Origin of the sequence: Thiocapsa rosea (assembly GCF_003634315.1) — a bacterium.
Taxonomy (GTDB): Bacteria; Pseudomonadota; Gammaproteobacteria; order Chromatiales; family Chromatiaceae; genus Thiocapsa; species Thiocapsa rosea.
In genome coordinates, this window is the sequence record NZ_RBXL01000001.1 from 560024 (window position 1) to 580615 (window position 20592).

Below are 20592 nucleotides of genomic sequence, written 5' to 3' on the forward strand. Positions count from 1 at the left end.
GTTTCGTTCAATATTGACGCGCTGCGCGATCAGCTCAAGAGCACGACCGACGAAGAGACAAAAACGTTTGAACCTAAACCGCGCACAGCGGGGTGTGCGATGTTTTTTGGATGGGATTGGCCTCGCCGGACTTGACGTTCGCTGGAGCCGGCGCGGTTTAACTTATTAAAAAATAAATCATTTCAAACCGCGCCTCCGCTAAGGGCCGTGGATGCACCAAACGTCGAACTCGCGCGAAAGTGAGCATCTCGCTCTGGACGCGGTTTAGATCCGGCAGTTGAACGGCGCGAACCGCCCAGTTCATCACGGTTCATCACGCGCGCCGGGGCGCTCCGCGGATCAGGTCGTCCATCCGCGCCTTCGCGGCAATCCAGCGCTCCGTACCCACCTCGCCGCTGGCCAGAAGCTCCATCAGGCCGTAGGCGAGCGGTCGGTGATCGGCAGGCAGATCCAATAGCTTGGTCAGCTTGAACAAACAGCCGGCCTGTTGATACTCCAGCGTGCAAGCAAGGGCATAGAGCGTGAGGGCCGAGGCGGACTCGGGTGCCGATGCGATCAGCACCAAGGTTTCCGTAAGTGGGTCGGTTGTATCCATTGTGCGAGTCTATCGGTGGGAGCGACGGTCGCCGTAACGTCGGTCGGTGTCCTGACTCGGCCGCACCGATCGCGGCGCACGGGGGCACCGGCCGTGCTCAAAACGCCGGCGACGTCGATCACGTCGTGCCATAGGTTGGACAGGCGTAGCGCAGTCCAGCGACGCCGGCGCGGGGTTCGGTGGACTTCGCTTTCGCTCGTCCACCCTACCGGCCGGTCAAACAATCAAGGCCGGCGCGCCGAGCCCGTGCAACGACCGTCCCTATTCGCCTGCAATCGTCATCTTCTCGATCAGCCAAGAGCCGGTGCGCGTGCTGCCTGAATAATCGCAATCGTTGCCGACCGCCACCAGGCCCGCGTACATGCGCTTGAGGTTGCCCGCGATGGTGATCTCTTCGACCGGATGACGGATCTCGCCGCCCTCCACCCAGAAGCCCGCAGCGCCGCGCGAGTAGTCACCCGTGACCGGATTCACCCCGTGCCCCATCAGCTCGGTCACCATCAGCCCCGTACCCATCTCGCGCAGCAGGGCGTCGCGATCGAACTCGCCCATGCCGATGCGCAGGTTGCGCACGCCGCCCGCGTTGCCGGTCGTCTGCATGCCGAGCCGACACCCGGAATAGGCATCCAGAAGATAGGTCTGAAGTACCCCGTCGGTGATCAGGTCCTTGGCGCGCGTCGCGACACCGTCCCCGTCGAACGGCGCACTCGAGAGCCCCCGCGGAAGGTGCGGCTCTTCGTGGATCCGCACGAAGTCCGGGAAGATACGCTCGCCGAGATGGTCAAGCAGAAAGCTGGTGCGCCGGTAGATGCTGCCGCCCTGGATCGCCGAGACCAGGCTGCGGATCAAACCCGTCGCGACCTCCGAGCGAAACAGGACCGGAACCTGGCAGGTCGGAATACGGCGCGACCCGAGCCGGGCGACCGTTCGCTCCGCCGCACGTTCGCCGACCATGCGTGCCGAATCCAGGTCGGCTGCTGCCCGAGCGCTGGTCCACCAGTGATCGCGTTGCAAGCTCTCGCCCTCCTGGCCGATCACCGCACAGCTGAGCCCGTGGCGACTGGTCGGGTAGCCGGCGACGAATCCGTGGCTATTGCCGTAGACCTGGATCCCGGTGTGCGTGGAGAGGCTCGCGCCCTCGGAGTTGACGATCCGCGGATCAAACCCGCGGGCCGAGTCCTCGCAGGCCGCCGCGATCTCGATCGCGTCCTCGACCCCCAGATGCCAGGGATGATACAGATCCAAATCCGGGATCTCGGCGGCCATCAGGGCCGCGTCGGCGAGATGGGCGCAGGGATCTTCCTGAGTGTGCTCGGCGATGGCACAAGCCGCCTTCACCGCGTCGCGCAGTGCGCCGGTGCTCAGATCGGACGTGCTCGCCGAACCCTTGCGGTTTCCGAAATACACGGTGATCCCGAGGCCGTTGTCGCGTGTGTGCTCGACCGTTTCGACCTCGCCGAGCCGGACCGAGACCTCGAGACCGGCGCTGCTGCCCACCGATGCCTCGGCGGCCGTCGCACCGCGTCGTTTCGCCTCCTTGAGGAGATCCTCGATCGTCTGTTTCAAGCGCGCGAGACGTTCCGCGGTGTCTTCGGTGGCGGCAATCGACATGGCAAGTCCTTGGGTGAGAGAGGTTCCGGGCACGGCTGAGGTGGTCTGGTCGTGTCGAGAGAGCGGACCTCCCCCGTCAGGCGCTCGTCCCGCCGACGGTCAGGCCGTCGACCCGCAAGGTCGGTTGGCCGACCCCGACCGGGACGCTCTGGCCCTCCTTTCCGCAGGTCCCGACACCTTGATCGAGTCGTAAATCGTTGCCGATCATGCTCACTCGGGTCAGGACATCCGGCCCGTTGCCGATGAGGGTCGCGCCCTTCACGGGGCGCCCGATCTTCCCGTTCTCGATCAGGTAGGCCTCGCTTGCGGAGAAGACAAACTTGCCCGAGGTGATGTCCACCTGTCCACCGCCGAAATTGACCGCGTACAAGCCTTTGTCCACCGAGGCGATGATCTCCTCGGGATCGCGCTCGCCCGCAAGCATGTAAGTGTTGGTCATGCGCGGCATCGGCAAGTGCGCGTAGGATTCCCGACGACCGTTGCCCGTGGAGTGCGTCCCGGTCAGGCGCGCATTGAGCTTGTCCTGCATGTAGGCACAGAGGATGCCGTCTTCGATCAGGACCGTATTCTGGGTCATGGTCCCTTCGTCGTCGATATTCAGAGACCCGCGCCGACCCGGCAAGGTACCGTCGTCCACGACCGTCACGCCGGGCGCGGCCACCCGCTCGCCGATCCGTCCGGCAAAGGCCGAGCTGCCCTTGCGGTTGAAGTCGCCCTCGAGCCCGTGCCCGATCGCCTCGTGCAGCAGCACGCCCGGCCAGCCGGATCCGAGCACGACCGTCATGGTCCCGGCAGGCGCATCGCCGGCTTCGAGATTGGTAACGGCCAGACGCACGGCTTCGCGCGCGAAGGACAGGGCGCGGTCCTCGAGGAGAAAATAATCGAGATCGGCACGGGCACCGCCCCCGCTCGATCCCTGCTCGCGACGCCCGCCGTCTTCGGCCACAACGCTCACGTTCAGCCGCACGAGGGGGCGCACATCGGCCGACAAGGCACCGTCGTCGCCCAAAACCAGGACGGTATCCTGTACGGCAACAACACTGGCGACCACCTCGCGCACGCGGGGATCGGCACGCCGTGCCTCGGCATCGACCCGTTGCAGCAGCGCGATCTTGTCCGGGTCGGGCAGGCTGGCGATTGGATTGGTGGGGTCGTAGAGGCTGCGCTTGTTCGCAACCTCGCCGATGCGCACCTGCTCGCCTTGGCCGATCCGCGCGATGGCTCGGGCGGCCTCGGCCGCCTGTGCCAAGGCCGGGAAGCGCAGCTCGTCGGAGTAGGCGAAGCCGGTTTTCTCTCCGCTGATCGCCCGTAGCCCGGCGCCTTGCTCGATGCTGAAGTTGCCGTCCTTGATGATGCCGTCTTCGAGAACCCAGGACTCAAGCCGGCTGGACTGGAAATAGATATCCGCGGCATCCACCGCGGAGCCGGCCAAAAGACCGAGCAGACGGTCGAGGTCCTGCTCGGTCAATCCTGCAGGCTCAAGGATACTCGTGCGTGCAATCGCAATCGGGTCGGTCATCATCGGGTGTTGTCGGGCTCCGTCGGGGAGAGAGGGTCGTACGCGGATGCAAACGCCGTTCTGCTCGTATACGCTAAAATTTGCGGTCTCAAGCGCGGCATTTCAAACGACGATGATCGATCGTCGGGAAGTTGCGTCTGACCGAGTCCTGATAGTCGTCGTCCAGGGCGCAGCAGATGAAGCCTGATCCTCTGGGCACCTGCGCGAGCACCGTGCCCCAAGGGTCGACGATCATACTGTGACCGTGCGTCTCGCGGCCGTTGATGTGGAAGCCGCCTTGCGCCGCCGCGATCACGTAGGCGAGATTCTCGATGGCCCGGGCGCGCACCAGGGTTTCCCAATGGGCCTTCCCCGTGATGGCTGTGAAGGACGAGGGGATCGCCAGGATCTCCATACCGCCGTCGAGCATGCGACGAAACATCTCCGGGAAGCGCAGGTCGTAGCAGACCGCGACACCCATACGTCCGAACGGCGTGTCCAGGACGACGGTCTCCTCTCCCGGCTCAATCGTTGTCGACTCCTGGTAACGCTCCCCGCCCTCGGGCAGACAGACATCGAACAGATGCACCTTATCGTAACGGGCCACCCGCTCGCCGCGATCGTCGAACACCAGACAGGCCGCCCGAATCTTGCCGGCATCATGGGCGGCCAACGGAATGGTGCCGCCGACGAGCCAGACGCCCTGCTGCTTGGCCACCCGCGCCAGAAACGCCTGCAAGGGTCCGTCGCCGTCCTCTTCGCGCAGCGCCAGTTGATCCTGATCGCGTTTGCCCATGAAGGCGAAGTTCTCGGGAAGCACGACAAGACTCGCACCCTTCTCCTTCGCCGCCTTGATCAGGCGTTCCGCCTCGAAGAGGTTGGCGTTTACGTTTGGACCGGTCGCCATCTGGACCGCTCCGACCTTCGGTTTTGTCTTCATCGTCTCTACCGCAATCACTGCTGCCCCGGCAGGCGAAGGGGCGGGCCAATCCGATTCGGCCTGCGACGCGATCCGATCGGCAACTTGAGGGAAAGGGTCGTGGACGCGGCATCCGCTCGTGCATGCCCGAGCGACCCAATGCGCCGCGCCTTCACCCGATCGATTCGGAACGATACCACCCCTGCTGTTCGGCCGAAACAATCCCGCTCGATCGGGCTTAAACCGCGTCCAGCGCGACATGCGTCGTGCTCATTGTGCGTTTGGCTTCGGAGATATCCTTAGATCCCGGTGAAACGCGGTTTAATCCAGGAAGTGGTTGGGCGGCGGGGGCGGGGGCGCATCGCCGGGCGCGGGCGTGGGCGTGGGCGAGATCTCGGCACCGACCGCCGGATCCCAGCCAACCCGGCTGACATCCGGATTGCTCCAGGCCCCGGTCACCCGGTAGCGGTAACGCCCGAGACGATCGATAGCGTTGCCCGCAATCCGATCCACCAGATAGACGGCGGCCCCCACGACCGGCCCGCCCGCAACCGCGCTGGCCAGCGCAACGCTCGAGCCGATCCTCGGCTCCACGACGACGCTCTGCTCGAAACGCTGATTCACCAGATCGCTCGAGCCGCCGACGATCACCTTGCTCGCCGGACCATCGATGGTAAAGGCGTCGAGGGTCGCCTTGCCCTCGGCGACCTGGATCCGGCCGCGCATCTCCTCGAAGGCAAAACCCTGACCATAGAGATCGGTGAAGTCCATCGTCAGGCGCCGCTTCAAGGCGCTCAGATTCAGAAACCCCAGCACCCGCCCGACACCGGGCTCCACGTCCAACAGCCGGCCCGAGCCTACCTCGACATCCACGAAACCGCGTGCGCGCGCCAGATTGAAATCCCCGAATCCGCCCGGCCAGTCGAGCATCACCTGTGCCTGCATCGGTGCGCCTTCGAGCCGGTTCTGTGAATCCAGCGCCTTGAGCAGGACACCCGAATCGAGCGACTCAACCCGCATCGAGACCTCGCTGCGACCGCCGCTCGCGGATCTGATCCACGATGCCTCGCCCTCGGCCGAGACCAGGCCCTCGCCGAGCAGCCGGATACTCGGCAGGCGAAGACCCAGCACATCCGGGCGCAGGTCGAGCTGCAACGTTCCCAGCAGGGCATCGCCCCGGGTCAACCGCGCGATGCGCAGGTCGATCGGGGGAAGCGTGCGGAACGGATCCTCGACGGCCAAGGCCGAACGTTCGGCGTCACCCCGCTGCGGCGCATCCTGAAAGGCGAGCAGATCCAGACGCTCCAGCGCAACCCGCACGGACGCCGTGTCCGTCGCCGGGATCGCGATCTCGCCTGCGAGCTCGTTCGCCCGCACCGCAACCGCCCAGCCCTTGCCCGACGGCCCGCTGTCGATCGGGGTGAGACGCAAATCGACCTCGGTCAACTGCGGTCCGCCCAACGCGAGCCGATCGATCCGCAGATCGGCACCGCGCAACCAGGCGTCGGCGCCGAGCGCGCGAGGCGACTCGCCAGCCTGCTTGGCGCTTGAGAGCGCGTTCAGGCGCCCCAGCCAGGCGACCAGGTCGAGATCGTCCAAACGCCCGTCCAAAAACACCCCTTCGCCCTCGGGAGACGGCGCGGCCTCGCCCCCGAGACGCACATGTGCGCGCATCGCGGGCGGGGGTGAGGCCCCGAGATCGAGTATCAGATCGCCGGCCACCTCGCCGAGACGCCCTGAGACACGCAGGGAGCTGCCCGGCACCAGCGCGCCGACGAGCGCGAGCTCACGCGTCGCTTCGGCACCCTTGCCCAAGGGCGCCGGTAGATCGATCGCAAGCCCGTTCAGCCGCGAGGCCAGACGATAGTCGAGCGGCAGCGCCGCAGCACGGACGTCGCGATTGCGGATGGTCACGTCGAGATTCCAATCGATCTCGCCGCTCAGCAGCCCCCAGGCCGGGCTCGGAAAGCGCCGACCGAGCTCAGTGACCGGTGTGCGTGCCCGGGCCTTGATCAGCGTCGCCGACGCGTCCGCAACACCCGGATTCAGGGTGGCGATCGAAAGGCTCAGCGGGCGCTCCCAGAGCGTTGCCTCCACTGCCTGCGCCGCGATGGTCTTCTCGGTGAAGGTCACCTCGCCGCCGAGGCGTGAAAGCGCGACCGGGGTACCTCGAATCGCCAAGGTCGCCGGCTTCGGCCAAGACAGACGACCCGCGACCCCCAGCTGCCTGCGTTTGGTGAAGGGCAGATCGATCTCAAGCCGCAGCCGCGTGTCCCCGGTCACCTCCAGGCTCCCGGCAAGCCGTCCCAGGTCCTTCGCCAAGGGGGTCTCGGTCAGCGTGCGCAGACCGTCGGAGAAGGGACCCTCGGTCTCGCCGACGATGGTCATGCCCTGCGCACCCCAAAGCTCCGGGATCTCGCCGCGCGCCTGCACGAGTCGACTGTCGAGGATACGGCCGCTGTCGAGTTCGATGGTCAGGGACTGGTCGAGAAAGCGCAGCCGACCGGCCGCCTCGCGGATCTCGGGCCAGTCGGGGAGATAATCGAGGACCGTGTCTTCGAGCTCGAGCAGCAGCTCGAAACGCCCCTCATGCCCGCGGAAAGGATAGGCTGCGAGCGGACCGCGGAAGATCAGATCGGCCTGCGGGATCCGACCGGAGACGATGGCGCGCTCCAGCCAGCCCACCAGATCCCGGTGCATGATGCCGACCGGGAGATAGGGGCGCACGCGCGAGCCGTCGCCGTCGTAGAAGCTCGCGCGCAGATCCATCAGAGGGCTGGAACCGTCCGCCGGAAGATCCAGCGCGAGCCTCGCCCGACCGGCCAGATCCGCATTCTCGAACGTCAGATTGCGCGCCGAGATCCGAGCCGCGCCGGACGGGTCGATCCGCCAGTCGAGCCGCGTCGACAGCCCGTCGAGCGCGAGCGGCTCGCTGAAAAGCGGCCGCAGATCCAACGCCAGCCCGGCCGAGCCAACGCGGGCCTCGCCCCCCTCGCGATCGGCCCGCAACCGCACGGCGAGTCCATCGACCCCGGGAAGCGATCCGGCGCGATCCCAGCCGAGGCCGGATACCGTCGCACTCGCCTCCCAGCGCGGCGGTTGCCCGGGATCCCAGTCGACGTGCAGCAGCGGATCCTCGACGCGCCCGCGCGGCTCGAAGGCGATCAGATCGGACAGGGACTGCGGCAGCGCCCACGGGGAGACCTCAAGCATGGACACCACAGCGGCCAGATCCAGCGGAGCGCTCGCCAGACGCAGGCGTTCGGGCGCGAGCTGCGCGGTCAAGAGAAGATCCAGATCGATCCGCGGCAGATCGCCGCTTGCCGCACGTCCGCGTAGACAGCCGATCTCCAGACGCCAACCGTCACCGCTCGGCCGAGCGCGGACCATCGCGTCGAGATGCTCGACGCGCAGCGCCTGCGCGCTGGCCGGTGCATCGCTCTGCTCGGGCGGTTCGAGACGCAAACCGGCCAGATCGAACCGAATCAATGCCTGCTCCAAACGCCCGGCGTAGATGTGCGACCAACCCGCGATCGCGACCCGCTCGTTGTGAACACCGACCGCCGAAAACCCGTTGCCGCGCAGGATCCCGCCCAGGTCGCCCGCATCGAGGCCGGCATAGACGCGTCCGCTCCAGGAGAGCGGATCGGCCGACGGACCCGACAACTCCGCGATCAGACTCAGACGGTTCAGGCCCGGATCGCCGCGCGTCGACCCAACGGCGGAACCGAGCGGATGAAGCTCCGCACTGACGCTCAAGGTATGGCGATCGCCGTCGTTGAGCAGGCGCAGTCTGGCGTTCGTCAGACGCAGCCCCTCCAGCAGCGTCTCGGGCCGATCGTCGCGCATCAGGATCTCGCCCAGGACCAGCTCGACCTGCGCTTGCGTGAGCAGGAATTCCAGCGTCCGCGGATCGCCGCCGCCCAGCAGCTCCAGACCGTCGAACTTGAGACGGCCCGCGTGATCCAGACGCAGGGCAAGCCGCGAGCCGATCAACGTCAGGGAGGTGATCTGCGGCACACCCATGCGCAGGGATGCAAGAGGATCGATCGCGATCTCGAGGCCGTCGAGGACGAGAACATCCTTTGCGCTGCGGGGGTCCGACAGACGGATGTCGCGCACGCTCAGGCGCGGGCCAGGGCCCGAGAGACGCAGGGACGCCGAGCCCAGCTGCACACGATAACCGAGCCGCTCCCCGAGCATGTCGGCGACCCAGCGGTTGTCGGCCTCGGTCAGCGGGAGCGCAACGCGTGCAGCCGTGACAGCGAGTGCGACCAGCACCAACCCCGTCGTTGCGATCACGACGGCGACCGAGACGAGACGTCGCATGAAACGGGTTTTGCCGGTGTGCGGGACAGACATGCCGAATGGTCGAGGGCCGCCCCTCAGATCAGAACCACGTCGTATTGCTCCTGGGTGTAGAGCGCCTCGGCCTGCAAGCGGATCGGACGGCCGATAAAGGCCTCGAGTTCCGCAAGATGGGCCGATTCTTCATCGAGGAGCCGGTCGATGACCTCCTGCGAGGCCAGCACCAGCAAGGTTTCGACATCGAACTGGCGCGACTCGCGCAGGATCTCGCGGAAGATCTCGTAGCAGGTCGTTTGAGCGGTCTTCACCGAGCCGCGACCGCCGCAGTAGGGACAAGGCTCGGAGAGCACGTGCTCGAGCGACTCGCGGGTGCGCTTGCGGGTCATCTCCACCAGACCGAGCGAGGAGACCTCCGTGATGTGGGTCTTGGCGTGATCCCGGGCGAGACACTTCTCCAAGGCACGCAACACCTGGCGCTTGTGCTCGTCCTCGGACATATCGATGAAATCGATGATGATGATGCCGCCGAGGTTACGCAGCCTCAATTGACGACAGATCGCTTGGGCCGCTTCGAGGTTGGTCTTGAAGATGGTCTCTTCGAGGTTGCGGTGGCCGACGAAGGCGCCGGTATTGATGTCGATGGTGGTCATGGCCTCGGTCTGGTCGATCACCAGATGGCCACCGGACTTGAGCTGCACCTTGCGCTGGAGCGCCTTGCGGATCTCCTCCTCCACCCCGTAGAGATCGAACAGCGGACGCTCGCCCTGGTAGTAGTCGATGCGCTCCTTGATCTCGGGGATGTATTTGGTTGCGAAGGCCATGGCCTTGTCGACCATCGCCCGCGAGTCGATGCGCACCCGCTCCACCTCGGGCGTCACCAGGTCGCGCAGTGCACGCATGGCCAACGGCAGATCGTCGTGAACCAGACCGATCTCGGTGGCCGCCGCGCAGCGCTCGCGGATCCCGCGCCAGAGCTTGGCCAGAAAGGCCATATCGCGAAACAGGGACTCCTCGGACACGCCGTCCGCCGCGGTGCGCGCGATGAAGCCGCCCTCGCCCTCGTGCGCATCGACGTAGCGCTGCAGGATGTCGCGCAGACGGCGCCGCTCGTCCTCGTCCTCGATCTTCTGCGAGACTCCGGTGCTCGCCAGAGCAGGCATGCAGACCAGGTAACGGGAGGCCACCGAGATGTTGGTCGTCAACCGCGCGCCCTTGGAGCCGAGCGGATCCTTCACGACCTGCACCACGAGCCGATCACCCTCGTGCACCAGCTCGTGGATCTGATCGCTGCGCGGCACGCCTTGCGGGCCCATGATGTCGGAGGCGTGAAGGAAGGCGGCCCGATCCAGGCCGATGTCCACGAACGCCGCCTGCATCCCGGGCAGGACCCGACAGACCCGGCCCTTGTAGATGTTGCCGACCAGACCGCAACGCTCCGCGCGCTCGATGATGATCTCCTGCACCACGCCGTTCTCGACCACGGCGACCCGGGTTTCCGGCGGCGTAACATTGATCAGGATCTCTTCGCTCACGGGAACATCGCTCGTTGGCCTATCTTGATATCATTTTGAGCCTACCTGCGTTCGTCCCGGAAAGACAGGCGGCGATTGTTTCTAAACCGCGTACAGAGCGAGATGCTCATTTGCGACTGAGTTCGACGTTTGGTGCATCCACGGCCCTTCGCGAGGACGCGGATTAAAAGGCGAGACGACGTTCAACCGCCGGACGCCGGCGCGATCACATGGATCCCTGCCGCAGCGAGCAGTCGACCCGTTTCGAACAGCGGCAGTCCCATGACGCCCGAATAACTGCCTTGCAGATCCGAGACGAAGAGCGCGCCGATACCCTGAATGCCATAGGCGCCGGCCTTGTCGCATGGCTCCCCGGTTTCCCAGTAGCTCAGGATCTCCGACTCCTGCAAGGCGCGAAAGGTCACCCGACTGTCGCTCAGATCGGTCAGCTCGCGCTCGTCGGCGATCAGGGCCACCGCCGTCAAGACCCGGTGCGAGCGCGCGGACAAGGCGCCCAGCATACGCGCGGCGGACGCCCGGTCCGCGGGCTTACCCAGTGTCACGTCTCCGAGGACCACCGCCGTGTCCGCCGCCAGCACCGGCCGCCCCTCGTCATCGGGAACCGCGGCGCGACCGGCTCGCGCCTTCTCCAAGGCGACACGTCGAACATAGGTCTCGGGCGACTCGCCCGGCCGCCGCGTCTCGTCCGTCTCGGCCGCGACGAGCGCCACACGCATTCCGATCTGCTCCAAGAGCGCAAGCCGCCGCGGCGAGCGCGAGGCGAGATAAAGGTGGTGGTCGGTTTCGATGGCGGATCGGGGCTGGGGCATGGTGATCGAATCCAAAGGTTGCGGTTGGCTTCCTGCTTCCTGCTTCCTGCTTCCTGCTTCCTGCTTCCTGCTTCCTGCCTTCTGCATTCTGCTGTCAGCTGTCAGCTGTCAGCTGTCAGCTGTCAGCTCTTAGGCGGTTTCTGGGGATGGCGATCCCCGTAGGTTGGTCAAAGCGCAGGGTGCCCAACACACCGCCGGCACATCGGTTGTTCTTGAATCGCTCCTTAGCGCTTAAATGATGAGTGCTCTTGGCTCGGGGTGAAGGAGCTGATAGCTGATAGCTAACAGCTGACAGCTGACAGCTGACAGCTGACAGCTGATCGCGATCAGCTAACAGCCGACCGCTGCCGACTCGCAGCGTCAATCTGCGCCGCCGCGATGGTACGGATGCCCCTGCACCAACGTCCATGCCCGGTAGAGCTGCTCGGCGACGATCACCCGCACCAGCGGGTGCGGAAAGGTCAGCCGAGACAGGGACCAGCGCTGATCGGCGCGCGCCAGGCAGGGCTCGGCCAGACCGTCCGGGCCGCCGACCAACAAGGCCAGATCGCGACCCCCAGCCAGCCAGGTCCGCAACTGTTCGGCCAGGGCCTCGGTGCTCCAGGACTCGCCGGCCCCGTCGAGCGCCACGACCCGCGCGCCTTTCGGGATCGCCTTCAAAATGCGGACGCCCTCGTCGGCGCGGGCACGCTCCGCTCCGCTGCCCTTGCCGCGCTGGCCCGGCTCAATCTCGACCACGGAGAGCGCACACTCGCAGGGGAGACGCTTGGCATATTCCGCGTAACCGGTCTCCACCCAGGCGGGCATGCGCCGCCCGACCGCGATCAGACGAACGCGCATCGGCTCGCGACCGTTCGGACTGACCCGTTATACTCGAACGCCATCTTCATCGATCCTCGAATCATTGCCATCATGCCAGACTCACGCATCCGACTCACCGAACTCGCGAACCGACGCATCCTCATCCTCGACGGCGCCATGGGGACCATGATCCAACGCTGTCAACTCGAAGAGGCCGACTATCGGGGCGAGCGCTTCAAAGATTGGCCATCGGACCTCAAAGGCAACAACGATCTGCTGTCGCTGACCAAGCCCGAGATCATCCGCGCCATCCACGACGAGTATCTCGAGGCCGGCGCCGATATCCTGGAGACCAATACCTTCAACGGCAATCGTCTCTCCCAGGCCGACTACGGTCTGCAGGACTATACCGCAGAGATCGTCACCGCCGCGGCCAAGCTCGCCCGCGAGGTGGCGGACGCCTGGACCGCCAAGACCCCGGACAAGCCGCGGTTCGTCGCAGGCGTGCTCGGCCCGACCAGCAAGACCGCGAGCATCTCGCCGGACGTCAACGACCCGGGCGCACGCAACACCCACTTCGACGAGCTCGTCGAGGTCTATGCCGAGACGACCCGAGCGCTCATCGCCGCAGATGTCGACATCATCCTGATCGAGACCATCTTCGACACACTCAACGCCAAGGCTGCCGCGTTCGCGGTCGATCAGGTCTTCGAGGAAGACGGCGTCATCCTGCCGGTGATGATCTCGGGTACGATTACGGACGCATCCGGGCGCACACTCTCCGGCCAGACGGTCGAGGCTTTCTACAACAGCCTCCGCCACGTCAAGCCCTTCGCCATCGGGCTCAACTGCGCCTTGGGTCCTGATCTGCTCAGACCACACGTCGAGGATATGGCCCGCGTCGCCGAGTCCTACACCACCTTTCATCCGAACGCCGGGTTGCCCAACGAGATGGGCGGCTACGACATGACACCGGATCAGATGGCCGAGCAGATCCAAGAGTGGGCGCAGTCGGGTTTCCTCAACATCATCGGCGGCTGCTGCGGGAGCACGCCGGATCACATCCGCGCCATCGCGCATGCCGTGGAGGGGAAAACACCGCGCCGCCCGGTCGAAGGGACTCACCGGATGCGTCTGTCCGGGCTCGAGGCATTCAACGCTTGAGCCGGGCCCCGCAATACCTCGTCGACGCGCCGACCTTGCTCGCCGGGCTCGACGATCCGGACCTGCGACTGTTTGACTGCCGCTTCTCGTTGGCCGACCCGGCGGCGGGACGTCGCGCCTATGCCGCGGGTCATCTTCCGGGGGCCACTTACGCCGATCTCGACAGGCATCTGTCCTCCCCGATCGGTCCGAAGACCGGGCGCCATCCCTTGCCCGATCCAGCGCGCCTCGCTGCCTGGCTCGGCGATTCCGGCGTCACGTCGCGGACTCGCGTGGTCGTCTACGACGATGCGGGCGGCGGATTCGCGGTCAGGCTCTGGTGGCTGCTGCGTTGGATCGGGCACGACCGGGTCGCCCTGCTCGACGGAGGGCTTCAAGCCTGGATCGCCGCCGGCGGCGCGCTGAAGCGCGAGGTCCCTCGTCATGAGAAAGGGAAGTTCAACGCAAGGCCCGACGACACGCGATGGATCACCACCGAGTCGCTCGCCGCCGAGCTGGCCGCCGATCTGACCCCGGGCCGGCTGACCCTGATCGACGCACGTGCACCCGAGCGTTTTCGTGGTGACCAAGAGCCCATCGATCCGGTAGCGGGTCACATCCCCGGCGCCATCAATCTGCCGCTGACGGACAACCTGGATACGGACGGGCGGTTCCTCTCCGCAGAGCGTCTGCGCGAACGCTTCACCCAAGCGATCGGCCCGGCGCCCCCGTCATCCGTCGTTCACAGCTGCGGCTCGGGCGTGAATGCCTGCCACAACCTCTTGGCGATGGAGCTCGCCGGGCTGCATGGCTCACGCCTCTATGCCGGATCTTGGAGTGAATGGATCCGCTCACCCGACCGACCGGTGGCGACGGGGTCGGCCGAAGGTGATCTCGGGGACGGGAACGACCATGTCGGGGCGACTTCAAGGTGATTTTCAGGAACAAGCATCCCAACCGCACATGTTTGGAAGACATGCAGGGGATGTAGGGGCGAATTAATTCGCCCCTACACGCAGGCAGATCCTTTCCCGGAAATCACTTAAGCCGCCCCTACAACACCTACATGCTTTGATGGCGGGGCCATGGGTCCCCTGCTACGCTTGATTCCATTACGCCCAAGCGGCCCCTGCCCATCGCGACCCCGATGGGCAGGGCGCTACGCACCACCAAGACCTGTCGCAACGGCCATGCCTTTACCGAAGTAAGCCCGAGCAGCCCAGAAGAACCGGTTTATTCGCGATCGCAACGGACGCGCACCCGACGTTTGCCCGACTCCCCAGCGAGTCCGAGAGTGAGACGAGGAGCCCACCATGAGATCGCCGTCGATCCAGACCTGTGTCCTTTGGACACTGCTGCTTGCACTGTCAGCGACCGGACCGGCGCGCGCCGGTCCGATCGCCCCGAAACCACCGTTCGAGCGAACCGAAGTCCGCGAGCGGTGCGCGAGCTACGAACCGACCAAGCAGCCGTTCTTCGGGGAGACCCATCTACATACGGCCTACTCGTTCGATGCCGTGGTGCTCGACACCCGCAATACCCCGGCGGATGCTTACTGGTACGCAAAGGGCGGTCGCGTGGGCTTGCCGCCTTGGGCCGACACGCGCACGGCCGAGCAGGCCCAGCTCCCGCCGCCGCCGAGTATGCGCACCTACGTCACCGAGCATCCCTACTGTATGCCCGGCGAGCACTGCCAGTTCATGGCCACCCGGACCATCCAGTTCCCCGAGGGACGCGCGCTCGACTTCGCCGCGATCACCGACCACGCGGAGCAGTTCGGCGAGAGCAATATCTGCACCTTCGAGGCGACCGAGACCTGCGCCGGCGATCAGGACTGCGATCCGGCCGTCACCGGGCAAGAGTGCGCCTCGGACAACATGTGCCGACCGAAGGGCTACGACAGCCCACTCTGCAGCATCGCCCGGGACGAACTCTCGCGCCTGCGCCAGGGTGCCGCGCCCGGCATTTTCGCGGGGCTCGAAAACGTCAGCCAGAACCCGACACGCCCGCCCTTCTGCGGCCCGGACGGGTCGCTCTGCACGCGTCAGGCCAAGCTGGTTTGGGACAAGATCCGCGACGACGCGGAGGCCGCCTACGACCGCACCTCATCCTGCACCTTCACGTCCTTCATCGCCTACGAGTACACGGCGATGGCCGCGAACGGCCGATGCGCCGACGCCGACGCCCTGCCCTGCTGGGATCAGGCGCAGGACAACGCCATCCCCGACGTGCCCGACGCCGGGTCGCCGCCGTCGGCGGATTGCCCGAGCGGTTCCTCCTGCATCAACAACTTCACCGGCAACTCGGGCGCGGACAACCTGCACCGCAACGTCATCTTCCGCAACGACGACGTGATCGACGCGCCGATCAGCAACGTCGAGAGTCCGCTCGGCTGCGGCTTCGGCGCCGCGTGCACCTCGACGCCGGGCTGGCCGGTGGCCTCCCCCGCGGTGATGCTCCAGCGCCTGAAGGACGCCTGCATCGAGAATCCGGCAAAACCGCGCTGCGACGTCCTGACCATCCCTCATAACCCGAACATGAGCCGCGGCAGCATGTTCATCCTCCCGGAGAACACGCCCGACGGGCTGGCGGAGGCTTACCTGCGCAACCAATTGGAACCGCTGGTCGAGCTCATGCAGATCAAGGGCCAGTCGGAATGCCGGTACAACGCCAAGACCGGGATGGCCTGGACGAATCCGCCCGACGAGCTGTGTGACTTCGAGAACCAAGGTTGGGCGCGGCTCGGCGGAGCGGCGGACGGCTATCTCACCGACATCATGCAGACCACCGACAGCATTCCGCCGCGCAGCTACGTGCGCAACACACTCGCGAGCGGTATCGCCTATGCCGCCGAGCAAGGGGTGAATCCCTTCCAGCTCGGGTTCGTCGGCGGGCTCGACAACCACAACGGCACGCCCGGGCAATCGGACGAGCAGCAATACGCGAAGAGCGGGGCGCACGGCGTCCAGAGCTTCGCCACCTCGTCGGAGGCCCTGAACGAGCGCTTTTTCCTCGGCCTCGAGACCAACGCGGGCGGTCTCACCGTCGCCTGGGCCGAGGAGAACTCGCGCGATGCGATCTTCACCGCACTTAAGAACCGCGAAACCTACGCCACCAGCGGCACCCGTCCGATCGTGCGCGTCTTCGGCGGTTTCAGACTGCCTTCGAACATCTGCGAGACGGGCGATTTCGCGGCGCGCGGTTACGCCGGCGGGGTGCCCATGGGCGGCACACTCAAACGTGAGCCGCGCCCTCCCCGCCGTGGTGCGAAGGCCCCGAGCTTCGCGATCAGCGCACTCATGGACCCCGGCTGGTCGGGCCACCCCGGCACGCCGCTGCAGCGGGCACAGATCATCAAGGGCTGGGTCGACGCCGCCGGGCAGACACACGAAAAGGTGTACGACGTCGCGGGCACGACCGACGACAAAGACAAGGTCGAATTGCGCACCTGCCGACCGACCGGCGGCGGCTTAAAAAAGCTCTGCACCCTCTGGACGGATCCCGATTTCGACCCCGCCCGGCACGCCTTCTACTACGTGCGCGTGCTCGAGAACCCGAGCTGTCGCTGGAACCAATACTATTGCAACGCGCGCGGCGTCGATTGCAGCAAGCCCATGGGAATCTGCCGCGGCCAAGTCCGGACGCTGCACGCGCGCGGCTGCAACAGCGACGCGGAGTGCGGTCGCGGCGTCTGTACGCTGCCGGACAGCTACGAGGAGTTTGAATACACACAATGCTGCAGTGGCATCGTGCCGCAGACCGTGCAGCAACGCGCCTGGACCTCGCCGATCTGGTACACCCCGTGAGCGAGCACGACCAGTCTTCACGGTCCGTCGTCCGCGGTCCGGACAGGATCGAGTCGCGCCGAAGAGATCGGCGCACGACCCGGCAGTGGTTCGGGCAATGGCTCCGGCATCCGTTCGTTCACTTCGTGCTGATCGGGGCGAGCCTCTTCGCCGCGAGCGAGCTGTGGTCTCCACCCGAGCCCGAACGACCACCCGTGCAGCGCGAGCCGATCGTCATCTCGGCGGAGCAGATCGGCGTCATGGAGGAGGACTTTGTCCGGCGCTGGGGGATGGCCGCCACCCCGGAGCAGATGTCCGCCCTGATCGCGCAAACCCTCGAAGAGGAGATGCTCTATCGCGAGGCCCGCGTGCTGGCACTCGACTTTCAGGACGGCAGCGTGCACCGCCGACTCGTCGAGAAGATGCGCGCGGTCGGCGATCGCCCCGGACGCGCGCCTGAGGAGCTGGTCCGCGAGGCGCGTGCGCTCGGACTCGACGACGACATCGTCATACGCCGCCTTCTGATCGAAAAGATGCGCATCCTCCTCGCGCAGGACCCATCGGCGCCGCCGTTGACGGACGCGGATCTGCAGGACTATCTCGACCGCCATCGCGAGCGCTACCTGCAGCCGGCCGAGCTGACGTTCTCGCATCTCTTCCTGGACGAGAGCGTTCAGGGTGCGGACCTCGAGAACGCCGCGCGGGCGACACTCGCGCGAGCCCGTGCGCTGCCCCCGGCCGACGCCGTCGCATTGTCGGATCCGTTCCTCCTCGGACTCCGGTTTCAAGCCTATTCACGGCCACGCATCACGGCGCGGTTCGGCACGGCGTTCGCCGAGCAGGTCTTCGCCCTCGAGCCCGGCGTCTGGTCGGACCCCATTGCCTCGCCCTATGGAGTGCACCTGGTCCTGATCGAGGAGAAGCGCGATCCGCGCCTGCCGGAGCTGGCCGCGGTCGAACAACAGCTCCTGGAGGCCGTCGGGACCGAGCGTGCGACGCAACGCTTGGCGCATGGCTTGGCACGCCTGCGGGAGCGCTACGCGATTCGCGTCGAGGGGCGAGACGATCTCTCCACGCCCGGCGTCGAACTGGCGGCACAGCGATGAGGTTGACCGCTCGGAGCCCCATCCCGACGCTGATCTTGTGGACCGCACTCTTGGGGGCCGCGGGCGCGGCATCGACCGTCGCCGCCCATCCGCTCGACCCGGCGCTGCTGGAGATCCGGGAGTCGCCGACGGGCACGCTGGACGTGCTCTGGCGGTTGCCCGTGGCGCAGACCGCAGGCGTTCCGCTGCGGGCCATCCTCCCGGCTGGGTGCACTCCGATGTCCGCCCCGGTTGCGAGCCGCGCGGGCTCGCGCGTCACGCTGCGCTGGCGCGCGCAGTGCGCCGACGGCGGCCTGGTCGGCTCGGACATCGGCGTCGACGGCCTACGCGAACGCAGCACCGATGCAGTGCTGCGCGTCCACCTGGCGGACGGGCGTTTAGTCCAGGCGGTCCTGCGCGGCGACAATCCCACCTTCACCGTTCCCGAGAGTGCCGGTCGGCTCGACGTCCTGCGCGACTATCTCCTCCTCGGCTTCGAGCACATCCTCGGCGGTCCCGACCACCTGCTGTTCGTGTTCGGTCTCGTGCTGCTCGTGCAGGGCTATCGGCGGTTGTTTTGGACCATCACCGCCTTCACCGCCGGGCACAGCGTGACGCTCGCGCTCGCCGTGCTGGGTGTCGTCACGGTGCCGTCGCATCCGGTCGAAGCCTTGATCGCGCTGACCATCGTCGTTGTCGCCGTGGAGTTGACCCGTGCCGGGCCCGGGCACGCGACCTGGATACAACGGTTTCCCTGGGTGATGGCGTTCACGTTCGGGCTGCTGCACGGGCTCGGCTTCGCGGGTGCGCTGACGGAGATCGGCCTACCGGCACACGAGGTGCCGCTCGCATTGGCCGCGTTCAACATCGGCATCGAGGTCGGGCAGCTTCTTTGCGTCGCGGTGATCCTGACCGCGGCGGCCGTTCGGCGCAGTGTTCCTGTGAGCCTGCCGACAGCCGCTCGGCATCTCCCAAGCTACGTCATCGGCTCGTTGGCGGTCTTTTGGGTCTTGGAGCGCTCGACAGCGATGTTTTGAACCGAATGCGTCTCAATCCGTCACGGCAAGGGAAAAGACCGCTACGCGCCTCGGACGTACGCGCCGCATACCGCCGCCAGGATGCGATCCAGATCCTCCGTCACCAGGTCGCCGGCCACGTCGAAACACACCTCGCCCGGCGTGGAGAACAGCGTCATCGCCTCGGGTTGTGCCATGGCGGCCCGAACGGCGGCCTCGGGGACGGCGCGGTGCTCGGTGCGGGGCGGAGTCTCGGTGTCCATTGCCGGAACGACTCGCGGTCACCGCATGGCCGCGCGGGGCCAACCAGACTTGTCGCCTTCCAAGCGACCAGGCTTTCCCTGCGCACCAAGACACCGTGTCGCTACCACTCCAGCGGCGGCAGTGCACGGAAGACCTTGCGCGTGCCCTCGAGCCACTGCCGGGTCAGCGCGTCGAAGTAGACGTCGCCATCGGCGAAGCGGCGTTTCATCGTGACCTTCAGGCTGTCTCGGCCGTAGCACAACAGGTCGATCGGCATGCCCACCGAAAGGTTACTGAGCATCGTCGAGTCGAACGACACCAAAACGCACTTGGTGGCGTCCTCCAGCGTCGCGCTGGAGCTCACGCCCAGGTCGAGGATCGGCTTGCCGTATTTGGCCTCTCCGGTTTGGAGGAAGTTGGTGTCGGTGCCGGCCTCGATAAAGTTGCCCTCGGCATAGATCCGGAACAGCCGCATCTCCTCGCCGGCGATCTGGCCGCCGAGAATGAAGGATGCGTTGAACTTCAGCCCGCCGCTCTCCAGGAAGGGTCCGTCGCGTCGCTCGATGTCGCGCATCGCATCCGACACCAGATTGGCCACCTCGAACATGGAGTCGACACTCCAGATATGCGGTGCCTCGCCGGCGGCGCGCCGACGCAACAGGGTGATCACCGTCTGCGTGGCGGCCAGACCGCCCGAGCTGAGCAGCACCAGGACTCGGTCGCCTGCGCGTTCGAACACCGTCATTTTGCAGAACTTGGAGTAGTTATCCACGCCCGCATGGGTGCGCGAGTCGCTGGCGAAGATCAGGCCCTCGTCGAGCTTCACACCGACGCAGTAGGTCATGGTCCGACGACCTCGTCCGTCCGGACCTTGAAGCGGTCCGGCGTGTTTGGCGTGACGTCGAACGCCAGCGCATCCTGGATGCGGAGTGCCGGGAGCATCGGCGTCGGGCCGATGCACCGGCACTGCATTTCAAAGCCAAAATGAATCTGCATATTCGTTACCGCTGAGTTGTTCCGCGCGCGCCTTCAATTAGGACACTTCGAGCGGCCATCGGGATAGAGAGGACTGGCGTACCCCATTCGCCGACCGAATCTATCCGTTCACCGAAGCCGCCGCCCTCGCATATGGAACGATCATGGGCGAAGCGAGCAGGCGAGGCCGCCCTCTGAGCATACCGGACGGCATGATCGCTGCGATCTCGAGCGTCAACCGCAGCGCCGTGGTGACCCGGAACATCGCCGAC

General features: G+C 66.1%; 16 protein-coding genes. 5 read left to right on the forward strand and 11 right to left on the reverse strand.

All coding sequences use genetic code 11. The features are described from left to right. Window positions 1-313: 313 nt before the first annotated feature. The 8 genes from BDD21_RS02430 to rlmH form a co-directional block, all read right to left on the reverse strand. On the reverse strand, window positions 314-595 hold the full coding sequence (locus tag BDD21_RS02430; protein ID WP_120795787.1) for a hypothetical protein: 282 nt from the start codon (window positions 593-595) through the stop codon (window positions 314-316). 261 nt (window positions 596-856) lie between these two features. Continuing rightward, window positions 857-2206 carry a metalloprotease PmbA gene (gene pmbA / locus BDD21_RS02435; protein ID WP_120795788.1) on the reverse strand — a complete coding sequence of 450 codons (1350 nt, stop codon included), beginning with the start codon at window positions 2204-2206 and terminating at the stop codon, window positions 857-859. Between the two features lie 76 nt (window positions 2207-2282). After that, window positions 2283-3725, reverse strand: a complete 1443-nt coding sequence (gene tldD, locus BDD21_RS02440; RefSeq protein ID WP_120799702.1) for a metalloprotease TldD — start codon at window positions 3723-3725, stop codon at window positions 2283-2285. 88 nt (window positions 3726-3813) lie between these two features. Next, the gene (locus BDD21_RS02445) at window positions 3814-4644 is read right to left on the reverse strand and encodes a carbon-nitrogen hydrolase family protein (RefSeq protein WP_120799703.1); all 831 of its coding nucleotides are present in this window, start codon (window positions 4642-4644) and stop codon (window positions 3814-3816) included. Window positions 4645-4944: 300 nt separating this feature from the next. Beyond that, window positions 4945-8985: a YhdP family protein gene (locus tag BDD21_RS02450; protein ID WP_120795789.1), complete on the reverse strand. Its 4041-nt coding sequence runs from the start codon at window positions 8983-8985 to the stop codon at window positions 4945-4947. Between the two features lie 23 nt (window positions 8986-9008). Further along, window positions 9009-10463: a ribonuclease G gene (rng, locus tag BDD21_RS02455; protein ID WP_120795790.1), complete on the reverse strand. Its 1455-nt coding sequence runs from the start codon at window positions 10461-10463 to the stop codon at window positions 9009-9011. Window positions 10464-10645: 182 nt separating this feature from the next. Further along, a complete protein-coding gene (locus BDD21_RS02460) occupies window positions 10646-11272 on the reverse strand; it encodes a Maf family protein (protein WP_120795791.1) in 627 nt (208 codons plus the stop codon). 360 nt (window positions 11273-11632) lie between these two features. After that, on the reverse strand, window positions 11633-12112 hold the full coding sequence (gene rlmH / locus BDD21_RS02465; protein ID WP_120795792.1) for a 23S rRNA (pseudouridine(1915)-N(3))-methyltransferase RlmH: 480 nt from the start codon (window positions 12110-12112) through the stop codon (window positions 11633-11635). A gap of 72 nt (window positions 12113-12184) precedes the next feature. Between rlmH and BDD21_RS02470 the strand changes: the two genes are divergently transcribed. The 5 genes from BDD21_RS02470 (at window position 12185) to BDD21_RS02490 (ending at window position 19123) form a co-directional block, all read left to right on the forward strand. Then, window positions 12185-13237 carry a homocysteine S-methyltransferase family protein gene (locus BDD21_RS02470; RefSeq protein ID WP_120795793.1) on the forward strand — a complete coding sequence of 351 codons (1053 nt, stop codon included), beginning with the start codon at window positions 12185-12187 and terminating at the stop codon, window positions 13235-13237. After that, on the forward strand, window positions 13234-14151 hold the full coding sequence (locus tag BDD21_RS02475) for a sulfurtransferase (RefSeq protein WP_120795794.1): 918 nt from the start codon (window positions 13234-13236) through the stop codon (window positions 14149-14151). The genes BDD21_RS02470 and BDD21_RS02475 overlap by 4 nt, the downstream gene beginning before the upstream one ends. Before the next feature lie 378 nt (window positions 14152-14529). After that, entirely contained in the window at window positions 14530-17022 is a 2493-nt protein-coding gene (locus BDD21_RS02480; RefSeq protein ID WP_120795795.1) for a DUF3604 domain-containing protein, read from the forward strand. After that, entirely contained in the window at window positions 16950-18107 is a 1158-nt protein-coding gene (locus tag BDD21_RS02485; protein WP_120795796.1) for a peptidyl-prolyl cis-trans isomerase, read from the forward strand. The genes BDD21_RS02480 and BDD21_RS02485 overlap by 73 nt, the downstream gene beginning before the upstream one ends. Continuing rightward, window positions 18104-19123: a HupE/UreJ family protein gene (locus tag BDD21_RS02490; RefSeq protein WP_120795797.1), complete on the forward strand. Its 1020-nt coding sequence runs from the start codon at window positions 18104-18106 to the stop codon at window positions 19121-19123. The genes BDD21_RS02485 and BDD21_RS02490 overlap by 4 nt, the downstream gene beginning before the upstream one ends. 41 nt (window positions 19124-19164) lie before the next feature. On the opposite strand, the gene BDD21_RS02495 is transcribed toward BDD21_RS02490, so the two are convergent. The 3 genes from BDD21_RS02495 to BDD21_RS27690 all read right to left on the reverse strand — a co-directional run bounded on the left by BDD21_RS02495 (window position 19165) and on the right by BDD21_RS27690 (window position 20341). After that, the gene (locus BDD21_RS02495) at window positions 19165-19365 is read right to left on the reverse strand and encodes a DUF1186 domain-containing protein (protein WP_120795798.1); all 201 of its coding nucleotides are present in this window, start codon (window positions 19363-19365) and stop codon (window positions 19165-19167) included. Between the two features lie 101 nt (window positions 19366-19466). Then, on the reverse strand, window positions 19467-20189 hold the full coding sequence (locus BDD21_RS02500) for a proteasome-type protease (protein ID WP_120795799.1): 723 nt from the start codon (window positions 20187-20189) through the stop codon (window positions 19467-19469). Continuing rightward, a complete protein-coding gene (locus BDD21_RS27690) occupies window positions 20186-20341 on the reverse strand; it encodes a hypothetical protein (protein ID WP_170164668.1) in 156 nt (51 codons plus the stop codon). Before BDD21_RS27690 ends, BDD21_RS02500 begins: the two co-directional genes overlap by 4 nt. Between the last annotated feature and the right edge of the window lie 251 nt (window positions 20342-20592).